The sequence below is a fragment of the Akkermansia muciniphila genome (genome assembly GCF_040616545.1).
In the GTDB taxonomy this organism is placed as follows: Bacteria; Verrucomicrobiota; Verrucomicrobiia; order Verrucomicrobiales; family Akkermansiaceae; genus Akkermansia; species Akkermansia muciniphila_E.
The window spans coordinates 880,623-896,862 of the sequence record NZ_CP156688.1 but is presented as its reverse complement, the minus strand read 5'-3'; the positions used below and the strand labels follow the sequence as shown (position 1 = coordinate 896,862).

13 protein-coding genes are annotated in these 16,240 nt (G+C 62.8%); 1 reads left to right on the top strand and 12 read right to left on the bottom strand.

Annotation, left to right across the window (positions count from 1 at the left end):
• From murC to ABGM91_RS03620, 12 genes are read right to left on the bottom strand one after another with little or no spacing between them, the layout of a single operon-like run.
• Positions 1-2,298 (bottom strand): UDP-N-acetylmuramate--L-alanine ligase, encoded by a 2,298-nt coding sequence (gene murC / locus ABGM91_RS03675; RefSeq protein ID WP_354833776.1) that lies wholly within the window; start codon positions 2,296-2,298, stop codon positions 1-3.
• Positions 2,291-3,415 carry an undecaprenyldiphospho-muramoylpentapeptide beta-N-acetylglucosaminyltransferase gene (murG, locus tag ABGM91_RS03670; protein WP_354833774.1) on the bottom strand — a complete coding sequence of 375 codons (1,125 nt, stop codon included), beginning with the start codon at positions 3,413-3,415 and terminating at the stop codon, positions 2,291-2,293. Before murG ends, murC begins: the two co-directional genes overlap by 8 nt.
• Positions 3,412-4,554, bottom strand: coding sequence for a putative peptidoglycan glycosyltransferase FtsW (locus ABGM91_RS03665; protein WP_354833772.1), 1,143 nt, complete (start codon positions 4,552-4,554; stop codon positions 3,412-3,414). Before ABGM91_RS03665 ends, murG begins: the two co-directional genes overlap by 4 nt.
• A 28-nt stretch (positions 4,555-4,582) precedes the next feature.
• Positions 4,583-5,389, bottom strand: a complete 807-nt coding sequence (locus ABGM91_RS03660; protein ID WP_354833770.1) for a LysM peptidoglycan-binding domain-containing protein — start codon at positions 5,387-5,389, stop codon at positions 4,583-4,585.
• Between the two features lie 23 nt (positions 5,390-5,412).
• The gene (gene murD / locus ABGM91_RS03655; RefSeq protein ID WP_354833768.1) at positions 5,413-6,723 is read right to left on the bottom strand and encodes a UDP-N-acetylmuramoyl-L-alanine--D-glutamate ligase; all 1,311 of its coding nucleotides are present in this window, start codon (positions 6,721-6,723) and stop codon (positions 5,413-5,415) included.
• A 12-nt stretch (positions 6,724-6,735) separates the two neighbouring features.
• A complete protein-coding gene (gene mraY, locus ABGM91_RS03650; protein ID WP_354833766.1) occupies positions 6,736-7,839 on the bottom strand; it encodes a phospho-N-acetylmuramoyl-pentapeptide-transferase in 1,104 nt (367 codons plus the stop codon).
• A gap of 5 nt (positions 7,840-7,844) precedes the next feature.
• Entirely contained in the window at positions 7,845-9,218 is a 1,374-nt protein-coding gene (gene murF, locus ABGM91_RS03645; protein ID WP_354833764.1) for a UDP-N-acetylmuramoyl-tripeptide--D-alanyl-D-alanine ligase, read from the bottom strand.
• A 19-nt stretch (positions 9,219-9,237) separates the two neighbouring features.
• Positions 9,238-10,743 carry a UDP-N-acetylmuramoyl-L-alanyl-D-glutamate--2,6-diaminopimelate ligase gene (locus tag ABGM91_RS03640; protein ID WP_354833762.1) on the bottom strand — a complete coding sequence of 502 codons (1,506 nt, stop codon included), beginning with the start codon at positions 10,741-10,743 and terminating at the stop codon, positions 9,238-9,240.
• 8 nt (positions 10,744-10,751) lie between these two features.
• Positions 10,752-12,851, bottom strand: coding sequence for a penicillin-binding protein 2 (locus ABGM91_RS03635; protein ID WP_215426947.1), 2,100 nt, complete (start codon positions 12,849-12,851; stop codon positions 10,752-10,754).
• 15 nt (positions 12,852-12,866) lie between these two features.
• Positions 12,867-13,211 carry a hypothetical protein gene (locus tag ABGM91_RS03630; protein ID WP_102712671.1) on the bottom strand — a complete coding sequence of 115 codons (345 nt, stop codon included), beginning with the start codon at positions 13,209-13,211 and terminating at the stop codon, positions 12,867-12,869.
• Between the two features lie 22 nt (positions 13,212-13,233).
• On the bottom strand, positions 13,234-14,799 hold the full coding sequence (gene rsmH, locus ABGM91_RS03625; protein ID WP_354833759.1) for a 16S rRNA (cytosine(1402)-N(4))-methyltransferase RsmH: 1,566 nt from the start codon (positions 14,797-14,799) through the stop codon (positions 13,234-13,236).
• A gap of 9 nt (positions 14,800-14,808) precedes the next feature.
• Positions 14,809-15,264, bottom strand: coding sequence for a hypothetical protein (locus tag ABGM91_RS03620; RefSeq protein WP_215426948.1), 456 nt, complete (start codon positions 15,262-15,264; stop codon positions 14,809-14,811).
• 157 nt (positions 15,265-15,421) lie between these two features.
• Here ABGM91_RS03620 and ABGM91_RS03615 point away from each other — a divergent pair, with 157 nt between their 5' ends.
• Positions 15,422-16,201, top strand: a complete 780-nt coding sequence (locus ABGM91_RS03615) for an MBL fold metallo-hydrolase (RefSeq protein WP_354833757.1) — start codon at positions 15,422-15,424, stop codon at positions 16,199-16,201.
• Positions 16,202-16,240: the final 39 nt, after the last annotated feature.

The following is a 16,240-nucleotide window of genomic DNA, read 5'->3' as shown; positions in this document are numbered from 1 at the left end:
TTAAAATTGAGGTTCCCGGTCACCGATGACCTGGGCTTCCGATTTCAGGTCAATGCCGCGGTTTTCCATGGCTTCTTTCCGGATCATGTCAATCAGGATGGTGATGTCCCGCGCCCTGGCGTGGCCGCGGTTGATGATGAAGTTGGCATGCACGTCGGACACGCAGGCATCCCCCACGCAGGCGTTTTTGAGGCCCAGCTCGTCAATGAGCCTGCCCGCCGGGATTTCAGCCGGGTTCTTGAAGATGCATCCTGAGCTGGCTCCTACGGGCTGGGTGAGCTTGCGCTTGGCGCGGGCTTCTTCCAGGCGCTGCTCCATTTCCCGGGTAGAAGCGGGCCGCGTCTCAAACACGGCCTGAAGAACAAAGTTGTGGGCCAGGTCCGGAATGGAACGGTACTGGGCGTTCAGCTCCTCCTTCGTATGGCTGCGGATTTCCCCGTCTTCATCCAGGCAGACGACGGAGACCAGGTTTTGAATCATGTCCATGCCCATGGCTCCGGCGTTCATGCGGAGGCTTCCCCCCACGTTGCCGGGAATGCCGTCCATCCATTCCAGGCCGCCAAGGCCGTTCTGGACGGAGGCGGAGACCAGCTTTTTCAGGCGCACGCCCGCACCGGCGGAAATATGGCTGCCCTGGATGTCCAGTACGTCGAATTCGCCGCCGGAGGGGTGGATGACGGCGCCGCGCAGGCCGCCGTCCCTGACGATGATGTTGGAGCCGCGGCCAATGACGTGCACGGGGATGTTCCGGTCCCGGCAGTAGTTGACCGCCGTCCGCATCCCGGAAAAGGTGGAGGGCTCCAGCCAGTACTGGGCGCAGCCGCCCACGCCCATGGTGGTGTGGCGTGACATGGGCTCGTACAGCCTGCCTTTCAAATCTTCCCCCGCGGTGCGTTCCAGGTCTTCCAGCAGGGCCAGGTCATGGGCAATGCGCATGCCGCATTCATGGACGTTCCCGGCTCCCAGCGTCAGGAACAGGTCTCCGGGGTTCAGCGCGTTGCCGATGGCGTGGTGCGCCGTGGCGAGGTTGGGGAGGTAGTGGGTTTCCACCGGGCCGTGCTTGTGCATGGCGTCAATGATGGTCTGCCCGCTCACTCCCTTGATGGGCAGTTCGCTGGCGGGATAAACGTCCGCCACAAAGACGAGGTCCGCCGCCTGGAGCACCTTGCCGAAGTCGTCCGCCAGCATCTGCGTGCGCGTGTAGCGGTGCGGCTGGAAGTACACTACCAGGCGGTTCGGCTGGAGGGAACGGGCGGTCTGGAGGGTGGCGGCTATCTCCGTGGGATGGTGGCCGTAATCGTCCACAATCCGGATGGAGGGGGAAAGGTATTTGGTTTCAAAGCGGCGCTTGGCTCCGGCAAAGGAGGCCAGTCCGCGCGTCACCGCCGGGAAATCCACGCCCAGTTCCGTTGCCAGCGCGATGGCCGCCAGGGAGTTCAGCACGTTGTGGCGGCCGGGAATGCCCAGCTCCACGCGGCCCAGTTCCTCCCCCCCCTTCAGCACGGTGAACAGGGTGCGGCCGCGGCGTTCCAGAACGTCCGTGGCGGTATAGTCCGCATCGGACCAGCCGTAGGAAACGGAATTGGGGTATGCGGCGCATACGTCCGCAGCGCCGGGATGGGCGCGGCAGTAGATGATGCTGCCCCGCGTCTGGGAGCACAGCTGGTTGAACACGGCCTTGATTTCATCCAGGTCCTTGTAATGGTCCAGGTGTTCCGGCTCAATGTTGAGGACGATGCTGTGCTCCGGGATGTAGTTCACCAGCGTGCCGTCGCTTTCGTCCCCTTCCGCCACCAGGTACTCGCTGTCCTCGTTCCAGTGGGCGTTGGTGCCCAGCACGGGGATTTCCGCCCCCACGTAGTGGCACGGGCGCATGCGGCCTTCCCGCATCAGGTGCGCGCAGAGGGCTGAAGTGGTGGTTTTCCCGTGCGTGCCGGAGACCACCACGCCCTTCTTCCCGTTCAGGATGGCCGCCAGGCATTCCGCGCGGCGCATGCAGGGGATGCCCAGCTTGCGCGCGGCAGCCAGGGCCGGATTGTCCTCCCGGATGGCGCTGGAATAAATGACGATTTCCGCGTCCGAGACGGCGTCCGCGGAGTGGGGGCATGAGAAGGACAGGCCCAGGCTCTGGAGCCGTTCCGTTTCCGTGCTCGTAACCCGGTCGCAGCCGCTTACCCGGTGGCCCATTTCCATCAGCATGAGCGCCAGGCCGGACATGCCGGAACCCGCTACGCCGATGAGGTGCAGGCGTGCCGGGTGTTCCCTGTCCATCAGGCGTTTGCGTAAAATCTCAATCATGGATGGCTGCATGGTCCGTATTTTCAATGACATTGGCGATGCGGGATACTGCATCAGGCGTATCCAGACGTAAAGCACATTCATTCATGGAGGCCAGCAGGGAGGAATCCTTGAAGACTTCATTCAGAAAAGCCGTAATATCGTCTGGCGTGAGGGTGTTTTCACGCATCATGCGCGCCGCGCCGTGGGCGGCGAAAACGCGCGCGTTATGCGCCTGGTGGTCGTCCGCGGCAAAGGGGTAGGGAACCAGCAGGGCCGCCTTCCCCATGTGGGCCAGCTCCGTCAGGCTGGACGCCCCGGAGCGGGAAATGACCACGTCCGCCGCGGCGTACGCGGTAGCCATGGCGGAACAGAATTCAATGACGTGCACATGGGGCATGTCCGCCGTGAGCTGGCTCACGCGCGCAAAGTCTGCGGAGCCGGTGATGATGAGGAAGTCGCACAGGTCCGCGCACTGCCGGGCCGCTTCAATGACCAGGGAATTCAGGTTCCTGGCTCCCTGGGAACCGCCCATCACCAGGACCACGCGGCGGTCCTTGGGCAGGTTGAGCTCCGCTCTGGATTCATCCTTGTCCCTGCGCTCCTCCATCTCTTGGCGCACCGGAGTGCCGGTGACGATGCACTTGGCGGGGTTGAAGTAGTGCCTGGCTTCCTCAATGCCCAGCAGCACGTTCGTGCAGCACTTGGCGGTCATGCGGTTGGCTTTGCCGGGCAGGGCGTTGGAGTCATGCACGTAAGTGCGGATGCCCTTGCGGTGGGCGGCGTACACGGGCGGGAAGGAGGTGAACCCTCCCATGCCGATGACGACGTCCGCGTTCACCTCGTCCAGCAGGCTGCGGCTGAAACGGATGGCCTTGTACAGCTTGATCCCGAAACCCAGCAGGGACATGGACGGGATTTTGGGCATGGCAATGGCCTCAATGGTGCGGAAGTTGAGATCGCCGTAATTCCGGCTGGCCTGGGCGTCCACCTTCTTCTGGGAGATGAGCAGGGTGACGTTGTGGCCGCGCTTTTTAAGTTCCTGGGCCACGGCGATGCCGGGAAAAAGGTGCCCCCCCGTGCCGCCGCAGGCAATCACGATGTTCAGGGGGGGGCGTGTGGAAGAGGGTTCAGTCATAATCTTACATCAATGGAGCGTTCGTCTTTGCGGGTGATTTCACAGTTGGGCTGTGCCCCGGTGGAAAATCTCTGGATGCTGGTGAGCATGCCCAGGGCGGCCAGCGTGAAGACCAGGTTGGTCCCCCCGAAGCTGATGAAGGGCAGGGGCAGGCCGGAGTTGGGAACGGCGTTGGTCACCACCGCAATGTTCAGGATGGCGGGGCAGAAGATGATGGCGACAATCCCCACGGCCAGGAACCGCCCGTAGGCGTCCCGGCACTGCATGGCCACGCCGATGCCGGCGTACGTCATCAGGAAGTAGCAGAGCAGGACGAACATGGTCCCGTAAAAGCCGAATTCCTCGCCCAGCGGGGCGAAGATAAAGTCCGTATGGGCGAAGGGCAGCGTGCCGTGCTTCTCCGCGCTGTTGCCCAGGCCCACTCCGTCCAGTCCCCCGCGGGACAGGGCGATGGAGGCGCGGTACTGCTGGAGTCCCGCGCCCAGGCGGTGGGCGTCCAGGTCCTTCCAGGCCAGGAAGCGTTCCAGGCGGTTGGCGTTGCTCTGCACCAGAACGTAAAGCGCACCCCCGGCCAGGGCCAGGGCGCCGCCCAGGTAAATTTTACGCGTGCCCGCCACGAACATCACGCAGAACGCGGCCAGGGCCAGCGCTACGGAGGTGCCCATGTCCTTTTCAAAAAGAATCAGCGCCAGCGGAACGCCGAAGATGATGCCGGGCATGGCGAACCCCCACCAGAAGGAGGTGGTGCGGTCCCGGTACAGGGCCAGCCAGTGGGCCAGCGCCATCATCATGCAGAGCTTGGCGCATTCACTGGGCTGGAACTGCATGCCGATGGTGATCCAGCGGCGTTCCCCGTTGATTTCCTTGCCGATGCCCGGCATGTAGCACAGCACCAGCAGGAAGGAGGCGAATCCCAGGATCCACCAGATGTACTTCCTCCATATCCGGTAATCTATCCGGGAGAGGACCAGGGCCCCCAGCAGGCCCGCGCAGGCAAAGGCCGTTTGCTTGAACAGGGGTTCGTAAGGGTGCGTGGTTTCCTCCGCCCACGCCGCCGTGCTGGATACCATCACCAGGCCCACGACCAGAAGGCAGATGACGAAAAACCAGACCAGAATCATGCAGACTTTGGAAGACATGGCGGGAGGGGCTGGGAAGGGAGAAGAACTACTTCTTGGGAATCATGATTTTTTGACCAATCTTGAGGCGAGCTACGTCCTTGTCGCTCATCTTGTTGAATTTCTGGATATTGCGCCAGTTCATCTTGTACTTGCGGCCGATGACGGAGAGGGTTTCACCCTTTTTCACGATGTGAGGCACGCCGTCCAGTTCCGCTTCAGCCGCGGCGGTTTTTTCCTGCACGGGCTTGTCGCCGGGGCGTGCGGGAATGACCAGCGTGCTTCCGCTGACAAGGCGCTGCACCTTGGGGTTGACGGTCTTCAGGTCATTGACGGCCACCCGGTTGTCACGGGCAACGCGTTCCCAGGTGTCCCCCGTGCGCACAATGTGGCGCGCAGGACCTGCCACCGGAGCGGCGTCCGGAATATGCTCCTGGGCGGCGGGGGCGGGAGCCGGATGCCTGTTCGGCCGGGCGTCCACCACCTGTTCCGGCTGCGTGATGGTGACCGGGGCGGCGGGGGCGGCCTGCGGGACACGGGGCAGAACAGCGGGAGCCGCCGCAGGCGCGGGCGTCTGGGCAACGGTGGGCGGCGTAGGCAGTGTGGCCGCCATCTCCACGGTTTCCGTGGTGTTTCTGAACCAGGTGCTGCGGACATAAACGCCGCCGATCACGAGAAGGTGGAGAAGAAGGAGGACGACGAGCCAGCGCACGACGGTGCTGCTGGGGGCGTCGTCTTCAAATTCGGAGACGCGGGCGCGGTACCTGCTGAGCTTGGCGCGGAGCACGGTGCCCATTTTGCGTTTCGGACGGGTGCGTCCGGTCGGATTGTGATCGGGGGTCTTGGTCGTTTTCATGATGGTGGGTTTCTGGTGGGTTGTCAGGGAAGGGGGGTAAGGGCGTTCACCGCGTCCCGGAAGGCCTGGCCGCGCTGGACGTAGCCGGTGAACATGTCAAAGGAGGAAGTGCCGGGGGAGAACAGGACGGTGTCTCCCGGCCGCGCCAGGGCGCGGGCGCGGGCCACGCAGTCCGCCACGTCCGCGGCTTTTTCCGTAGGAACCACGGGGGAAAAGGCGTCCTGAAGCTGGTCCGCGATCTGACCGAAGACGACGCACGCGCGCGCCTTCTTCTTCAGCGCAGGCCGCAGGGGCACGTAATCCAGCCCCTTGTCCTTGCCTCCGGCAATGAGGAGCACGGGGGAGTTCTGGGATTTCAGCGCCGCTTCCAGCGCGTGCAGGTTCGTGGCCTTGGAATCGTTCAGCCACAGCACGCCGTCCAGCGTGCGGACGGTCTCGCAGCGGTGGCCGGGGGGCGTGAACTCCTTCAATACCTCCGCGGCTGTTTCCGCGGGAATGCCCAGGTGGCGGCAGGCCAGCACGGCAGCCATGACGTTTTCCGCGTTGTGGCGCTGGTTCAGCGTGGTATCCGCCAGGTTCAGCAGCGCGGCGCCTTTCTCCATGACCTGGGGTTCACGGTAATAAAGGTCCGCCGCCGGGGCTTCCGAGCTGAAAGTGCGGACGGAGGCTTTCAGTTGCGGGAGCCGTTCCCCGGCGCGTACCACGGCCAGGTCGTTTGCCGTCTGGTTGTCGAAGATGTGCAGCTTGGCCTGGTAGTAATCCTCCACGGACTTGTAGCGGTCCATGTGGTCCGGCGCGAAGTTGAGCCATACGGCCACGTCCGGGTGAAAGTCGCGGATGGTTTCCAGCTGGAAGGAGCTGACCTCCAGCGCCAGCACGTCCGGAACGGAATCCCGGAGCAGGATTTCCGACATCGGAACGCCGTAATTGCCGCAGGCCACGGCTTCCTTTCCGGCGCGCAGCAGGATTTTTTCCACCAGGGACGTGGTGGTGGTTTTTCCGTTGGTTCCAGTGATGGCGATGATGCGGCCATGGTAGAAGCGGAACGCGAGTTCCATTTCACCGATGGTCTCCACGCCTTCCCGCCCGAAGGACTTGACGAAGGAGCTGTCCGTCTCAATGCCGGGGGAGATGACCACCAGGTCCGCACGGAAGGCGCGCCCGTCTTCCTCCGTGGCGGCGGCGTGCAGCGGAATGTCTTCCGGCCATTTGCCGATGGAGGCGGAGGTGTCAAACACGCGCACGCGGGCGCCGTGCTTTATGGCTAGGCGCGCGGCGGCGCGTCCGCTTCTTCCCGCTCCCAGAACGGCTATGTTGAGGTTGTTGAGCTGCATGTCCGTGGCTTGTCAGGCGGTGGTGATCAGGAACAGGCCCAGGAACGCCAGCAGGAGGCTGATCATCCAGAAGCGGGTGATTACCTGCGTTTCCTTCCATCCCTTAAGTTCAAAGTGGTGGTGAATGGGGGCCATGGCGAAGATGCGCTTGCCGTGGCGCAGCTTGTAGCTGCCCACCTGGAGGACGACGGACGTGGCTTCCATGACGAAGACGCCCCCGATGACGATGAAGAGAAGTTCCTGCGCCGTGCAGACGGCGGCCATGCCGAACGCCCCGCCCAGGGCCAGAGAGCCGGTATCCCCCATGAAGACCTTGGCCGGGTAGCAGTTGTGCCACAGGAAGCCCAGGCAGGCCCCCACCAGGGCCATCATGAAGACGCTGATTTCACCTGCGCCGGGGTGGAAAGGGATGTCCAGGGAATCCGCCATCAGCCAGTTCCCGCAGATGGCGGCAAGAATGGCGTAGGAAATGCCCGTGGTGACGGAGCAGCCGGAAGCGAGCCCGTCCAGCCCGTCCGTCAGGTTCACCGCATTGGAGGCGGACATGATGACCACGGTGCCGAAGGGGATGTAAACGTACCACGGCAGGTTCACCTGGCCGTAAAACGGGATGAAGAGGGAGGAAACGTAGTCATTCAGTTCCACGCGTGGAGCGCCTTCCGGGTACAGGTACAGGAACGTGACGCCTATCAGCCCGGCCAGGAACTGGATGAGGAGTTTTTTGCGCGCGGAAATGCCGTCCGAGGTTTTCTTGGCTACCTTCAGGTAATCGTCCCGGAAGCCGAGCAGCCCCAGAGCCAGCGTGACGAACAGGCAGGCGATGATGAAGGGATTGCTCATTCTGGCGCATACCAGGGTGGCCGCCACCATGGAACCTGTAATCAGCACGCCGCCCATGGTGGGCGTCCCCGCCTTGGCGCCGTGGAGCTCCGCCAGCTTGTGCACTTCCTCCGCCGTCCTGATGGGCTGGCCGATTTTCAGAGAAATCAGCGCGCGGATGACCCGCGGGGCGAACATCATGGTCAGGACAAAGGAGATGAGGCAGGCCAGCAGGGCTCTCCCTGCCGGTTCTGCAAACGCCCCTGCGGGGCTGAGCTGTTCAATGAGGGAATGCATAAAATTTACTGGGGCGGGAAGGTGAGGTTCATGACTTGCTCCATCCGGGCAAGGCGGCTGCCCTTGAAGAGAACGATGTCTCCCGGAGCCGTGTGGCTGCGGAGCCATTCGGCTGCTTCTTCTGCGGTGTCCAGGTTCACGGCCCGGGTGGAGGAACCGGGGGAAATGGCGTCCGTGATGCGCGCGGCGTCCGGCCCCACGCTGACCACGCAGTCAAAGCGGAGCTGTTCCGCCGTGCGGCCCACCAGGGCGTGGCCTTCCGCGGAGAACGTGCCCAGTTCCCCCATTCTGCCCAGCACGGCAAAGCGCCTGCCGGTGCAGGAAAGTTCCGCTGCAGTGCGCAGGGCGGCCTGCATGGAATCCGGGTTGGCGTTATAGGTATCGTCCACCACCAGGATATCATTGACCCGGGTGCAGTGGAGCCTGCCGCCCGTAAGCTGCGCCCGGTTGAGGCCGGAGACGATCTGCTCCTTCGCAAGACCTGCCACCCAGCCGGCGGCGGCGGCCAGCAGCGCATTGCCCACCATGTGGCGGCCGTGCACGGGCAGTTCCACCTCCTCCCGGCAGAAGTCCGGGATGGCGAGGGTGAAGCGCGTCCCGTTTTCCGTGGAAACGGGGTTTTCCGCGCGGACGGTTCCGGCGTCAATGCCGCAGTCAATGCAGGCGGCGCGGGTGGACTGGCGGATCATGTCCGCGTAATCGCAGTCCGCCGGAAAAATCATGAAGCCGTCTTCCGGCAGACAGCGCGCCACCGTGCATTTTTCCCGGGCGATGTTTTCCCGGGAACCCATGTATTCAATGTGGGAGGTGCCGATGCTGGTGATGATGCCGATCTTCGGGCGCATCATGTCGCACAGCGGGGCCAGTTCTCCCGGATGGTTCATGCCCATTTCCCACACGGCGGCTTCATCCGCCGGGGAGGCCTGGAGGATGCTGAGGGGAACGCCGATGTGGTTGTTCAGGTTGCCTTTCGTGGCAATGGTCCGGAAACCCTGGGAAAGGACGGAGGCCGCCAGGTCCTTCGTGGACGTTTTTCCGTTGGAGCCCGTCAGCCCCACGGCGGTGAGGGTCAGGCCCGCGCGCCACCAGGAGGCGAGTTTCTGAAGGGCCTTCAGCGTATCCTCCACCAGGATGACGGCGCAGGAGGGGTCCATGCCCGGTTCCACGCGGCTGACGACGACTGCCGCCGCGGTGCGGGAAACTTCCGGCGCAAACAGGTTGCCGTCAAAATGCTCCCCCTCCAGCGCGAAGAAAACGGCATGGGGCGGCAGGGCGCGGCTGTCCGTGCACACGCCTCCGGAGGCGACCCTGTCCAGGGGGCCGCTGACCGGTGTTCCGCCGATGGCATTGCAAATGCCGTGTGCCGTGAGGGAGGTCATGAAAATGATGGTGCGTGTATTATGCCTGCGGGAATTCTTCCCGCTCCTTGATGAACATGTTGCGGCGCACTTCCTTGGCGTCGCTGAAATCAATGCGCCCGGTGGAAAGCTCCTGGTAATTTTCATGGCCCTTGCCCGCGATGAGGACGATGTCCCCCAGCCGGGCCTGTTCAATGGCCGTGGCGACGGCCCGGGCGCGGTCCGGGATGATGGCGTACCTGCCTTCCGGCATGCCCGCCGTGATCTGGCTGATGATGGAGAGGGGTTCCTCGCTCCGGGGATTGTCGGAGGTGACGATGCAGGCGTCAGACAGGCGCGCGGCCACGGCGCCCATCAGCGGGCGCTTGCCTTTGTCCCGGTCCCCGCCGCAGCCGAACACGGTGATCAAGCGGCGGGAGCAGATCTCCTTGAGCGTCTTGCAAACGTTTTCCAGGGCGTCCGGCGTGTGGGCGTAGTCAATGAAGATCTGGGCGCCTCCGGGGTGGGTGAACAATTGCAGCCTGCCGGGAACCTGCGGAATGTTCTGGAGGTTCGCGATGGCGTCCCGCACCGGGATGCCGGCGCAGATGACGGCCGCCAGCGCGGCCAGGCTGTTGTACATATTGAATTTGCCGATCAGGGGCACGCGCACCAGGTAGCTTTTCCCCTTGTATTCCAGTTCATACTCGCTGCCCTTGGCCGTGGCGTGGTGCACCAGCATGCGGAAATCCGCACCCAGGGCGGAACCGTAGGTCTTCACGGCCATGCGGCCGGAGAACATCTCCGCCAGGCGGCGGCCGTAGGCGTCGTCAATGTTGATGACGGCCACGGGCTTGCGGCGGGCCTTGGTTTCCTGCGCCATCTGCTCGAACAGCTTCGCCTTGGCCTGGAAATAGTTTTCCATGGTATGGTGGTAGTCCAGATGGTCCTGGGTCAGGTTGGTGAAAATGCCCACGTTGAAATTGATGCCCGCCACGCGTTCCTGGTCCAGCGCATGGGAGGATACCTCCATGGAGACGCCGCGGCAGCCGTTTTCCTCCATTTCCTTCAGCAGGTGCTCCAGTTCCAGCGGGCCGGGCGTGGTGTGGGTGGAGGGGGTGATTTCCTCCCCGTTGTCATAGGCGATGGTGCCGACCAGCCCGGCGCGCATCCAGGACTGCTTGAGCAGGGAATGGGCGATGTAGGCCGTGGTGGTCTTTCCGTTCGTCCCCGTCACGCCGATCATGGCCATGTGGCGGGAGGGATGGCCGTTCCAGGCCGCGCCCATCAGGCTGGCGGCCAGGCGGGAATCCTTCACCTCCACCCAGGAGACGCCGCCGTCCCGCGCTTCCTTCGTGCAGGGCATTTCCGCGACGATGGCGCAGGCTCCGCGGCGGATGGCTTCCGGGATGAACTCATGGCCGTCCGCCTGGGTTCCCTTTACGGCAATGTAGCAGGAGCCGGGCAGAACGCGGCGGCTGTCGCATTCCAGATGGGAGATTTTCACCTGGGGGGAGCCGGTGAGCGTATGGGCGGGAAGGTCTTTGAGTAACGTAAGTAGCTTCATGATGTGGTTTATCTGCGCGGCGGTTTGGACGTGGAGGAAGAGGCTTGCGCCCGGGAGGCTTTCTTGTCCGCATCTGCGGAAGGAGTGTTTTTGGGAATGTTCATGGCCGCCGCCAGCCGGGTGGCCAGTTTCTGGAAGACCGGGGCGCATACGGTGCCGCCGCCGGGGTGGCAGTGCTTGGAGGTGGGGTCGTCAATGACGATGAGGCAGACGAAGGCCGGGTCTTCCACCGGAAGCATCCCCACGAAGGAGACGGTATAGCGGTTTTCAAAATAGCCGCCCGTGGGCTTCACCTTGTGGGCGGTTCCGGTCTTGCCCCCCACGTTGTAGCCTTCAATCCGCGCCCTTTTGGCGGTGCCGTCCAGGTCCGTGACGTGGAACAGGGCGTTCCGTAGGTTCCGCGCCGTTTTAACGCTCATGACCCGGCAGGCTTCCACGGGAGGGGAGGGCTGGAAGTTCTTGTCATCCACATAAATGCCGTCCACCAGGCGCGGGCGCATGCGCACCCCGTCATTGGCGATGGCGGCGTAAGCCATGGCGACCTGGAGGGGGGAGACCATCAGGGAATAGCCGAAGCTGATGCGGGAGAAGTTGACGAAGTTGTTGCCGTCCTGGCACTGGCTGCTGGTTTCCCCCGGCAGGTCGATGCCCGTCTTGGAGGAAAAGCCGTACAGGTCAAAGTACTTTTTATAGGTGGGCCAGCCGGACCTGAGCGCAATGCGGAAGGCCCCCGGATTGCTGGATTTTTTCAGCACTCCGGCTACGGTCAGGCCGCTGTAGAAGCGGGGTGCGTCCGTGACGGGGCGGGAGCCGGGGACCATGTACGGCGTGCAGTTGATCATGGTGTCAAACGTGGCCTTCCCGGTATCCACGGCGGAAGTGACGGAAACGATCTTGAAGGTGGAGCCGGGTTCGTACAGGGACTGCACGGCGAAGTGGTAGGCTCCCTCCTGAAGCCCCTCGCGCGTATTTAAATTATAGTGGGGGCGGCTGGCCATCGCCAGGATGCTGCCGGTCTTGGGCTCCACCACGATGATGCAGCCGCGGGGCTTGTGGGTCTGGTCCGTGTAAAAGGAAATGGCGGCGTCCAGTTCCTCCTCCACGATGGTCTGGTACTCCATGTTCACCGTCAGGCGCACGTTCAGGCCGTCCACGGCGTCCTTGAACCGGGAATCCGCGGAGGGGATGATGCGCCCGCGGCTGTCCTTCCGGTACTCCCTGATGCCGTTGTGGCCCAGAAGCTGGTCGTCCAGCTGCTTTTCCAGGCCGGAAAGGGCCACGGGCCGGGGGCCGCTGTCCTTCGTCTGGGCAATGTAGCCCAGGATGTGCACCATGCATTCCGGCACGGAATAAACGCGTTTGGAAGAAGTCTCAAACCGGAACCCCTGGACGCGGGCGTTCTGGATGGCCTGCCGCAGCAGCTCCGCTTTTTCCTCGGACAGGTTCTTGGCGATGACGATGCGCTTCTTGGGAATCTCCCCGTCCTTTTCCACCGTGTTGATGATGTCCTGCACGCTCACGTCCGGCAGGAAAGGGGCGATTACGCGGGCGGCGTATTCCAGATGGGCCTGCACGTACTCCTTCACCATCTCCGGCTCATAAAGCTCTTCCAGCTTCTTTTTGGCCATGTCCACCCCTTCCGGGCCGTCCTCGGGTTCTTCCAGCAGGATTTTCGCCAGGTTGTGTTCCTTGCTGCCGTCCTTTCTGCTGGCCGCCTGGCCCAGAATCTTGCTGCGGAAGCCGGAAACGAGCTTCTCCTTTTCCTTTTCCGTCACGGCTTTTTCCCAGAAGGCGGAATGGACGGCCTTGGAATAGGCAAGCGCCCAGCTGATGGTCTTGGGATCGTTCAGGTGGTAGCCGTCCGCGATCAGCTCGGAGCTCTGCATGTTGTTGGTCAGGATTTCCTCATTGGCGTCCATGATGCGGCCGCGCTGGGGCAGAAGAACCTCCCGTTCAATGATGCCGCCGCTGGGCACGCCGCCCGTTTTCCGGGGGGAAACCAGCTGGAGGTTGACCAGCGTCAGCATCAGCCAGATGACCGCAGCGCCCGCCACGCCGCACAGGACGAGGCTTCTTCTGGCAAATCTGGACTTCGTGATCGTGGTCATGAACGGCTCAACGCATTAATTGCCTGCCGCGGCAATGCGGGAGGCGTTTTCGGAAGAAATGTATTCGATGGCGGAGGGCTCAATAGGCTGCAGGCTGGACTTGTCCTGGGCCAGACGGTCGCGGATGGCCCAGCGGCTGGTCAGGGAGGAAGTCTTGGAGCGGTAGTATTCCTTCGTGAGTTCGCAGGAGGCGATCTCCTCGTTCATTTGCTTGATGTCGCGGGCGACCTGGATCTGGTCGTTCTTCAGCACGGCATAAGTGATGCCCGCTCCGCAGGTCAGGGCGGCGAAGGCAATGAGCCACATGATCATGCTTACGCTGATCTGGTGGCCGGTGAAACGCTGTTTGAATTTTTTCATGGTGGTGGCGAAGGAGAGGGTGTCAGATGATTTTTTCCACGCCGCGCAATTTGGCGCTGCGGGAACGGTGGTTGGTTGAAAGTTCTTCTTCTCCCGCGGTGACGGGCTTGCGGGAAAGCAGGCGGAAGCAGTAATCCGGATTGGGGCGCGGCGCCGGCCATTCCGGGCGGTCGATCTCCGGACGGCTCCGGAGGTCGAAGAACTGCTTGACCCTGCGGTCTTCCAGGCTGTGGAAGGTGATGACGGCCATGCGGCCCCCCTTGCCGAGCAGACGCACGGAGGAATCCAGCAGGGCGTCCAGGGCGTCCAGCTCACCGTTGACGGCGATTCTCAGGGCCTGGAACGTGCGGGTGCCGGGGTGCTGCCTGCCCTTGCGGGGGAGAACGGATTCCACCACGCGGGCAAGCTGGGCGGTGGTGGTGATGGGAGCTTGGGAGCGGGCCTTCACGATGGCGCGGGCGATGGCGCGGGAGGCGCGTTCCTCGCCGAACTGCCAGAGAATGTCCGCGATCTCTTCCTCCGGAGCCTCGTTTACCAGGTTCCGGGCGGAGAAGGCGGCGCGGGTATCCATGCGCATGTCCAGCGGGCCGTCTTCCCGGAAGGAAAAGCCGCGGGAGGCGGTGTCAAGCTGGTGGGAGGAAACGCCCAGGTCCGCCAGTAGGCCGTCCACCCGGGAAACGCCCTGCCCGGCGAGGATGGCTTCCACATCCTGGAAATTGCCCGCGAGCACCTTGAAGCGGTTGCCGAAACGGGCCAGCTTGAGCATGGCGGCGCGGCGGGCGTCAGGATCACGGTCAATGCCCCAGACGGTAGCGCCCTGCTCCAGAAGAAGTTCCGTGTGGCCGCCGCCGCCCAGCGTGCAGTCCACGATGAGTTTGCCGGGTCCTGCGTCCAGCATGTCCACCGTTTCATGTAGCAGAACGGTGATGTGGCTGAAGCCGCTGCCGGAGGCGGCTTCGTCCGTTTCCGCGTCAGCGGCGGTGGAAACGGCGTCATCCCCCAGCTCGGCAATCAGGGAGTCCACTTTGGCTCCGGCTTCCGGAGCCTTCAAGGCTTCCGTATGGTACACGTTTTCCCAGGCCATGGAGGGGGCGAGCGCCTTCCAGGAGCAGACCAGCTCGTCCACGCCCATCTCCTCCGTCAGCTCCGCAATCACGTGCACATGGTTGCGGCAGATGCTCCACGCCAGCACGCGGCAGGAGGTGGCGTCCGCCAGGCCGTCCGCCAGGGCCTGACCCTCCTCCGGGCGGATGTGCGTACCCGCGCCCGCGCGTAAGGAAAGCTCAACGTGGTCGTCAAAAGCCCGGTTCAGGCTGGAGGACAATGCGCCCAGTTTGCCATAGGCGCCCTTCTGGCCCGCCAGGGACATTTCCCCGGTGATGCGCGTTTTTTCCTGCTGCCAGGCGATCATATCCTGCGCCGGAAGGGCGTCATGCCCCCAGAAAACAATGGAATACGCCGTGACTTCCGCATCCAGCCCGGTTCTGGCTCCGACGCCCAGGCTGGAAACAAGCCAGCCCGGGCGCAGCGCAAGCGTTGCGTAGGGACGGGCCTGATGCGTGGGCGGAATGGTGGAGTCAGGGGGCATGAAGGGAGATTAGAGAATGCCGTAGGATTGGTTGATGTCGGAGATGCTGGCGTTTTCACGCCGGGAAACCTCTTCGTAGAGGGACGGTTCCCATAATTCGAAGTATCCTCTCCGCGCGGCTAGCCTGACGGAGGAACTTAATTGTGCGTGCTCGCACATTTGTTTGGGTATCAGCAATTTACCCTGGGCGTTAATGACGGCCTCCACGCAATTGGCGTATAATCTGCCGATGAACAGGTCAATCTGCGCCTCCGTGTATCCGGGAGTAGATTCAATCTTATCAATGATTTGCTGGAATTTTTCCCGCGTGTAGGCTTTAACGGTCGGCAGTTCAAGGCGCCGTCCGGACAACAGGAGCAGGGCGCAACCTTCGGTAGGCCTCCATTCAGTCGGAATTGCAATCCGGTTTTTGGGGTCCAGCTTGTGGGTGTATGCACCAAAAAGGTTGTCAGATACACTGCTCATCACATGCAAGTACACTACGTAGTGACTTCAATACACTTTAATGCACTTGAAATGTCAACCCCGTACTGGAAAAAAGTATTTTTTCTTGTGTTCATGTCGTGAAAAAAAGCATTGATCCGGTCTTGCGCCGCTCCGGGGCCGGTATTATATTCCGCGCATGATGCAGTTTTGCGTGTTGGGCAGCGGCAGCGGAGGAAATGCCACCATCGTGAAAGCGGGGGAAACCGTGTTGCTGGTGGATGCCGGGTTCAGCGCCGCCAGGCTGCGGGATAAAATGAAATCCGCCGGCGTGGAGCCGGATGATCTGGACGCCATCCTGCTCACCCACGAGCACACCGACCACATGAAAGGCGTGCACCAGTTCACCAAGAAATACACCGTGCGCGTTTATGCCACGCGCCACACGGCCATGTGCGTTCAGGAAAAGGCGCCGGAAGCCCCCTGGGCCTACTTTGAAAAAGGGCAGTCCTTTAAAATAGGGGACATTGTGGTCACCCCCTTTGCCACCTACCATGACGCCGTGGACCCCGTGGGATTCAAGTTTGAAACGGAACAGTCCAGCCTGGGCTTCATTTCCGATACGGGGCACGCTCCCGGAAGCGTGGCGGAGCACCTCTCCATGGTGGACAGCCTGGTGGTGGAATCAAACTATGATCCGGACATGCTGGCCGCCACCCCCAAGCGGCCCTGGCCGCTGAAGCAGCGCATAGCCTCCGAGCACGGCCACCTGTCCAACGAACAGGCCTGCGACCTGCTGAGGCGCATCGCCCATGACGCCCTGAAAAACGTGGTGCTGGCCCACCTGAGTGCAGAAAGCAATTCTCCGGCATTGGCAGAAAGCCTGATGCGTGCTACCCTGCATGACATGGGGCTGGCCTCCACCTCCCTGTTCTGCGCCAGCCAGGACTCCTGCCTGCCGTGGATACGGGTCTGCTGAAGCCCTCCTCTTTCTCCTTTCCCCCGCCATGTTCCTCTC

Excerpts from the sequence above, each read along its gene's own strand:
- murC (WP_354833776.1), bottom strand. The coding sequence starts at position 2,298 with ATGATTGAGATTTTACGCAAACGCCTGATGGACAGGGAACACCCGGCA.
- murG (WP_354833774.1), bottom strand. The coding sequence starts at position 3,415 with ATGACTGAACCCTCTTCCACACGCCCCCCCCTGAACATCGTGATTGCC.
- ABGM91_RS03665 (WP_354833772.1), bottom strand. The coding sequence starts at position 4,554 with ATGTCTTCCAAAGTCTGCATGATTCTGGTCTGGTTTTTCGTCATCTGC.
- ABGM91_RS03660 (WP_354833770.1), bottom strand. The coding sequence starts at position 5,389 with ATGAAAACGACCAAGACCCCCGATCACAATCCGACCGGACGCACCCGT.
- murD (WP_354833768.1), bottom strand. The coding sequence starts at position 6,723 with ATGCAGCTCAACAACCTCAACATAGCCGTTCTGGGAGCGGGAAGAAGC.
- mraY (WP_354833766.1), bottom strand. The coding sequence starts at position 7,839 with ATGCATTCCCTCATTGAACAGCTCAGCCCCGCAGGGGCGTTTGCAGAA.
- murF (WP_354833764.1), bottom strand. The coding sequence starts at position 9,218 with ATGACCTCCCTCACGGCACACGGCATTTGCAATGCCATCGGCGGAACA.
- ABGM91_RS03640 (WP_354833762.1), bottom strand. The coding sequence starts at position 10,743 with ATGAAGCTACTTACGTTACTCAAAGACCTTCCCGCCCATACGCTCACC.
- ABGM91_RS03635 (WP_215426947.1), bottom strand. The coding sequence starts at position 12,851 with ATGACCACGATCACGAAGTCCAGATTTGCCAGAAGAAGCCTCGTCCTG.
- ABGM91_RS03630 (WP_102712671.1), bottom strand. The coding sequence starts at position 13,211 with ATGAAAAAATTCAAACAGCGTTTCACCGGCCACCAGATCAGCGTAAGC.
- rsmH (WP_354833759.1), bottom strand. The coding sequence starts at position 14,799 with ATGCCCCCTGACTCCACCATTCCGCCCACGCATCAGGCCCGTCCCTAC.
- ABGM91_RS03620 (WP_215426948.1), bottom strand. The coding sequence starts at position 15,264 with ATGAGCAGTGTATCTGACAACCTTTTTGGTGCATACACCCACAAGCTG.
- ABGM91_RS03615 (WP_354833757.1), top strand. The coding sequence starts at position 15,422 with ATGATGCAGTTTTGCGTGTTGGGCAGCGGCAGCGGAGGAAATGCCACC.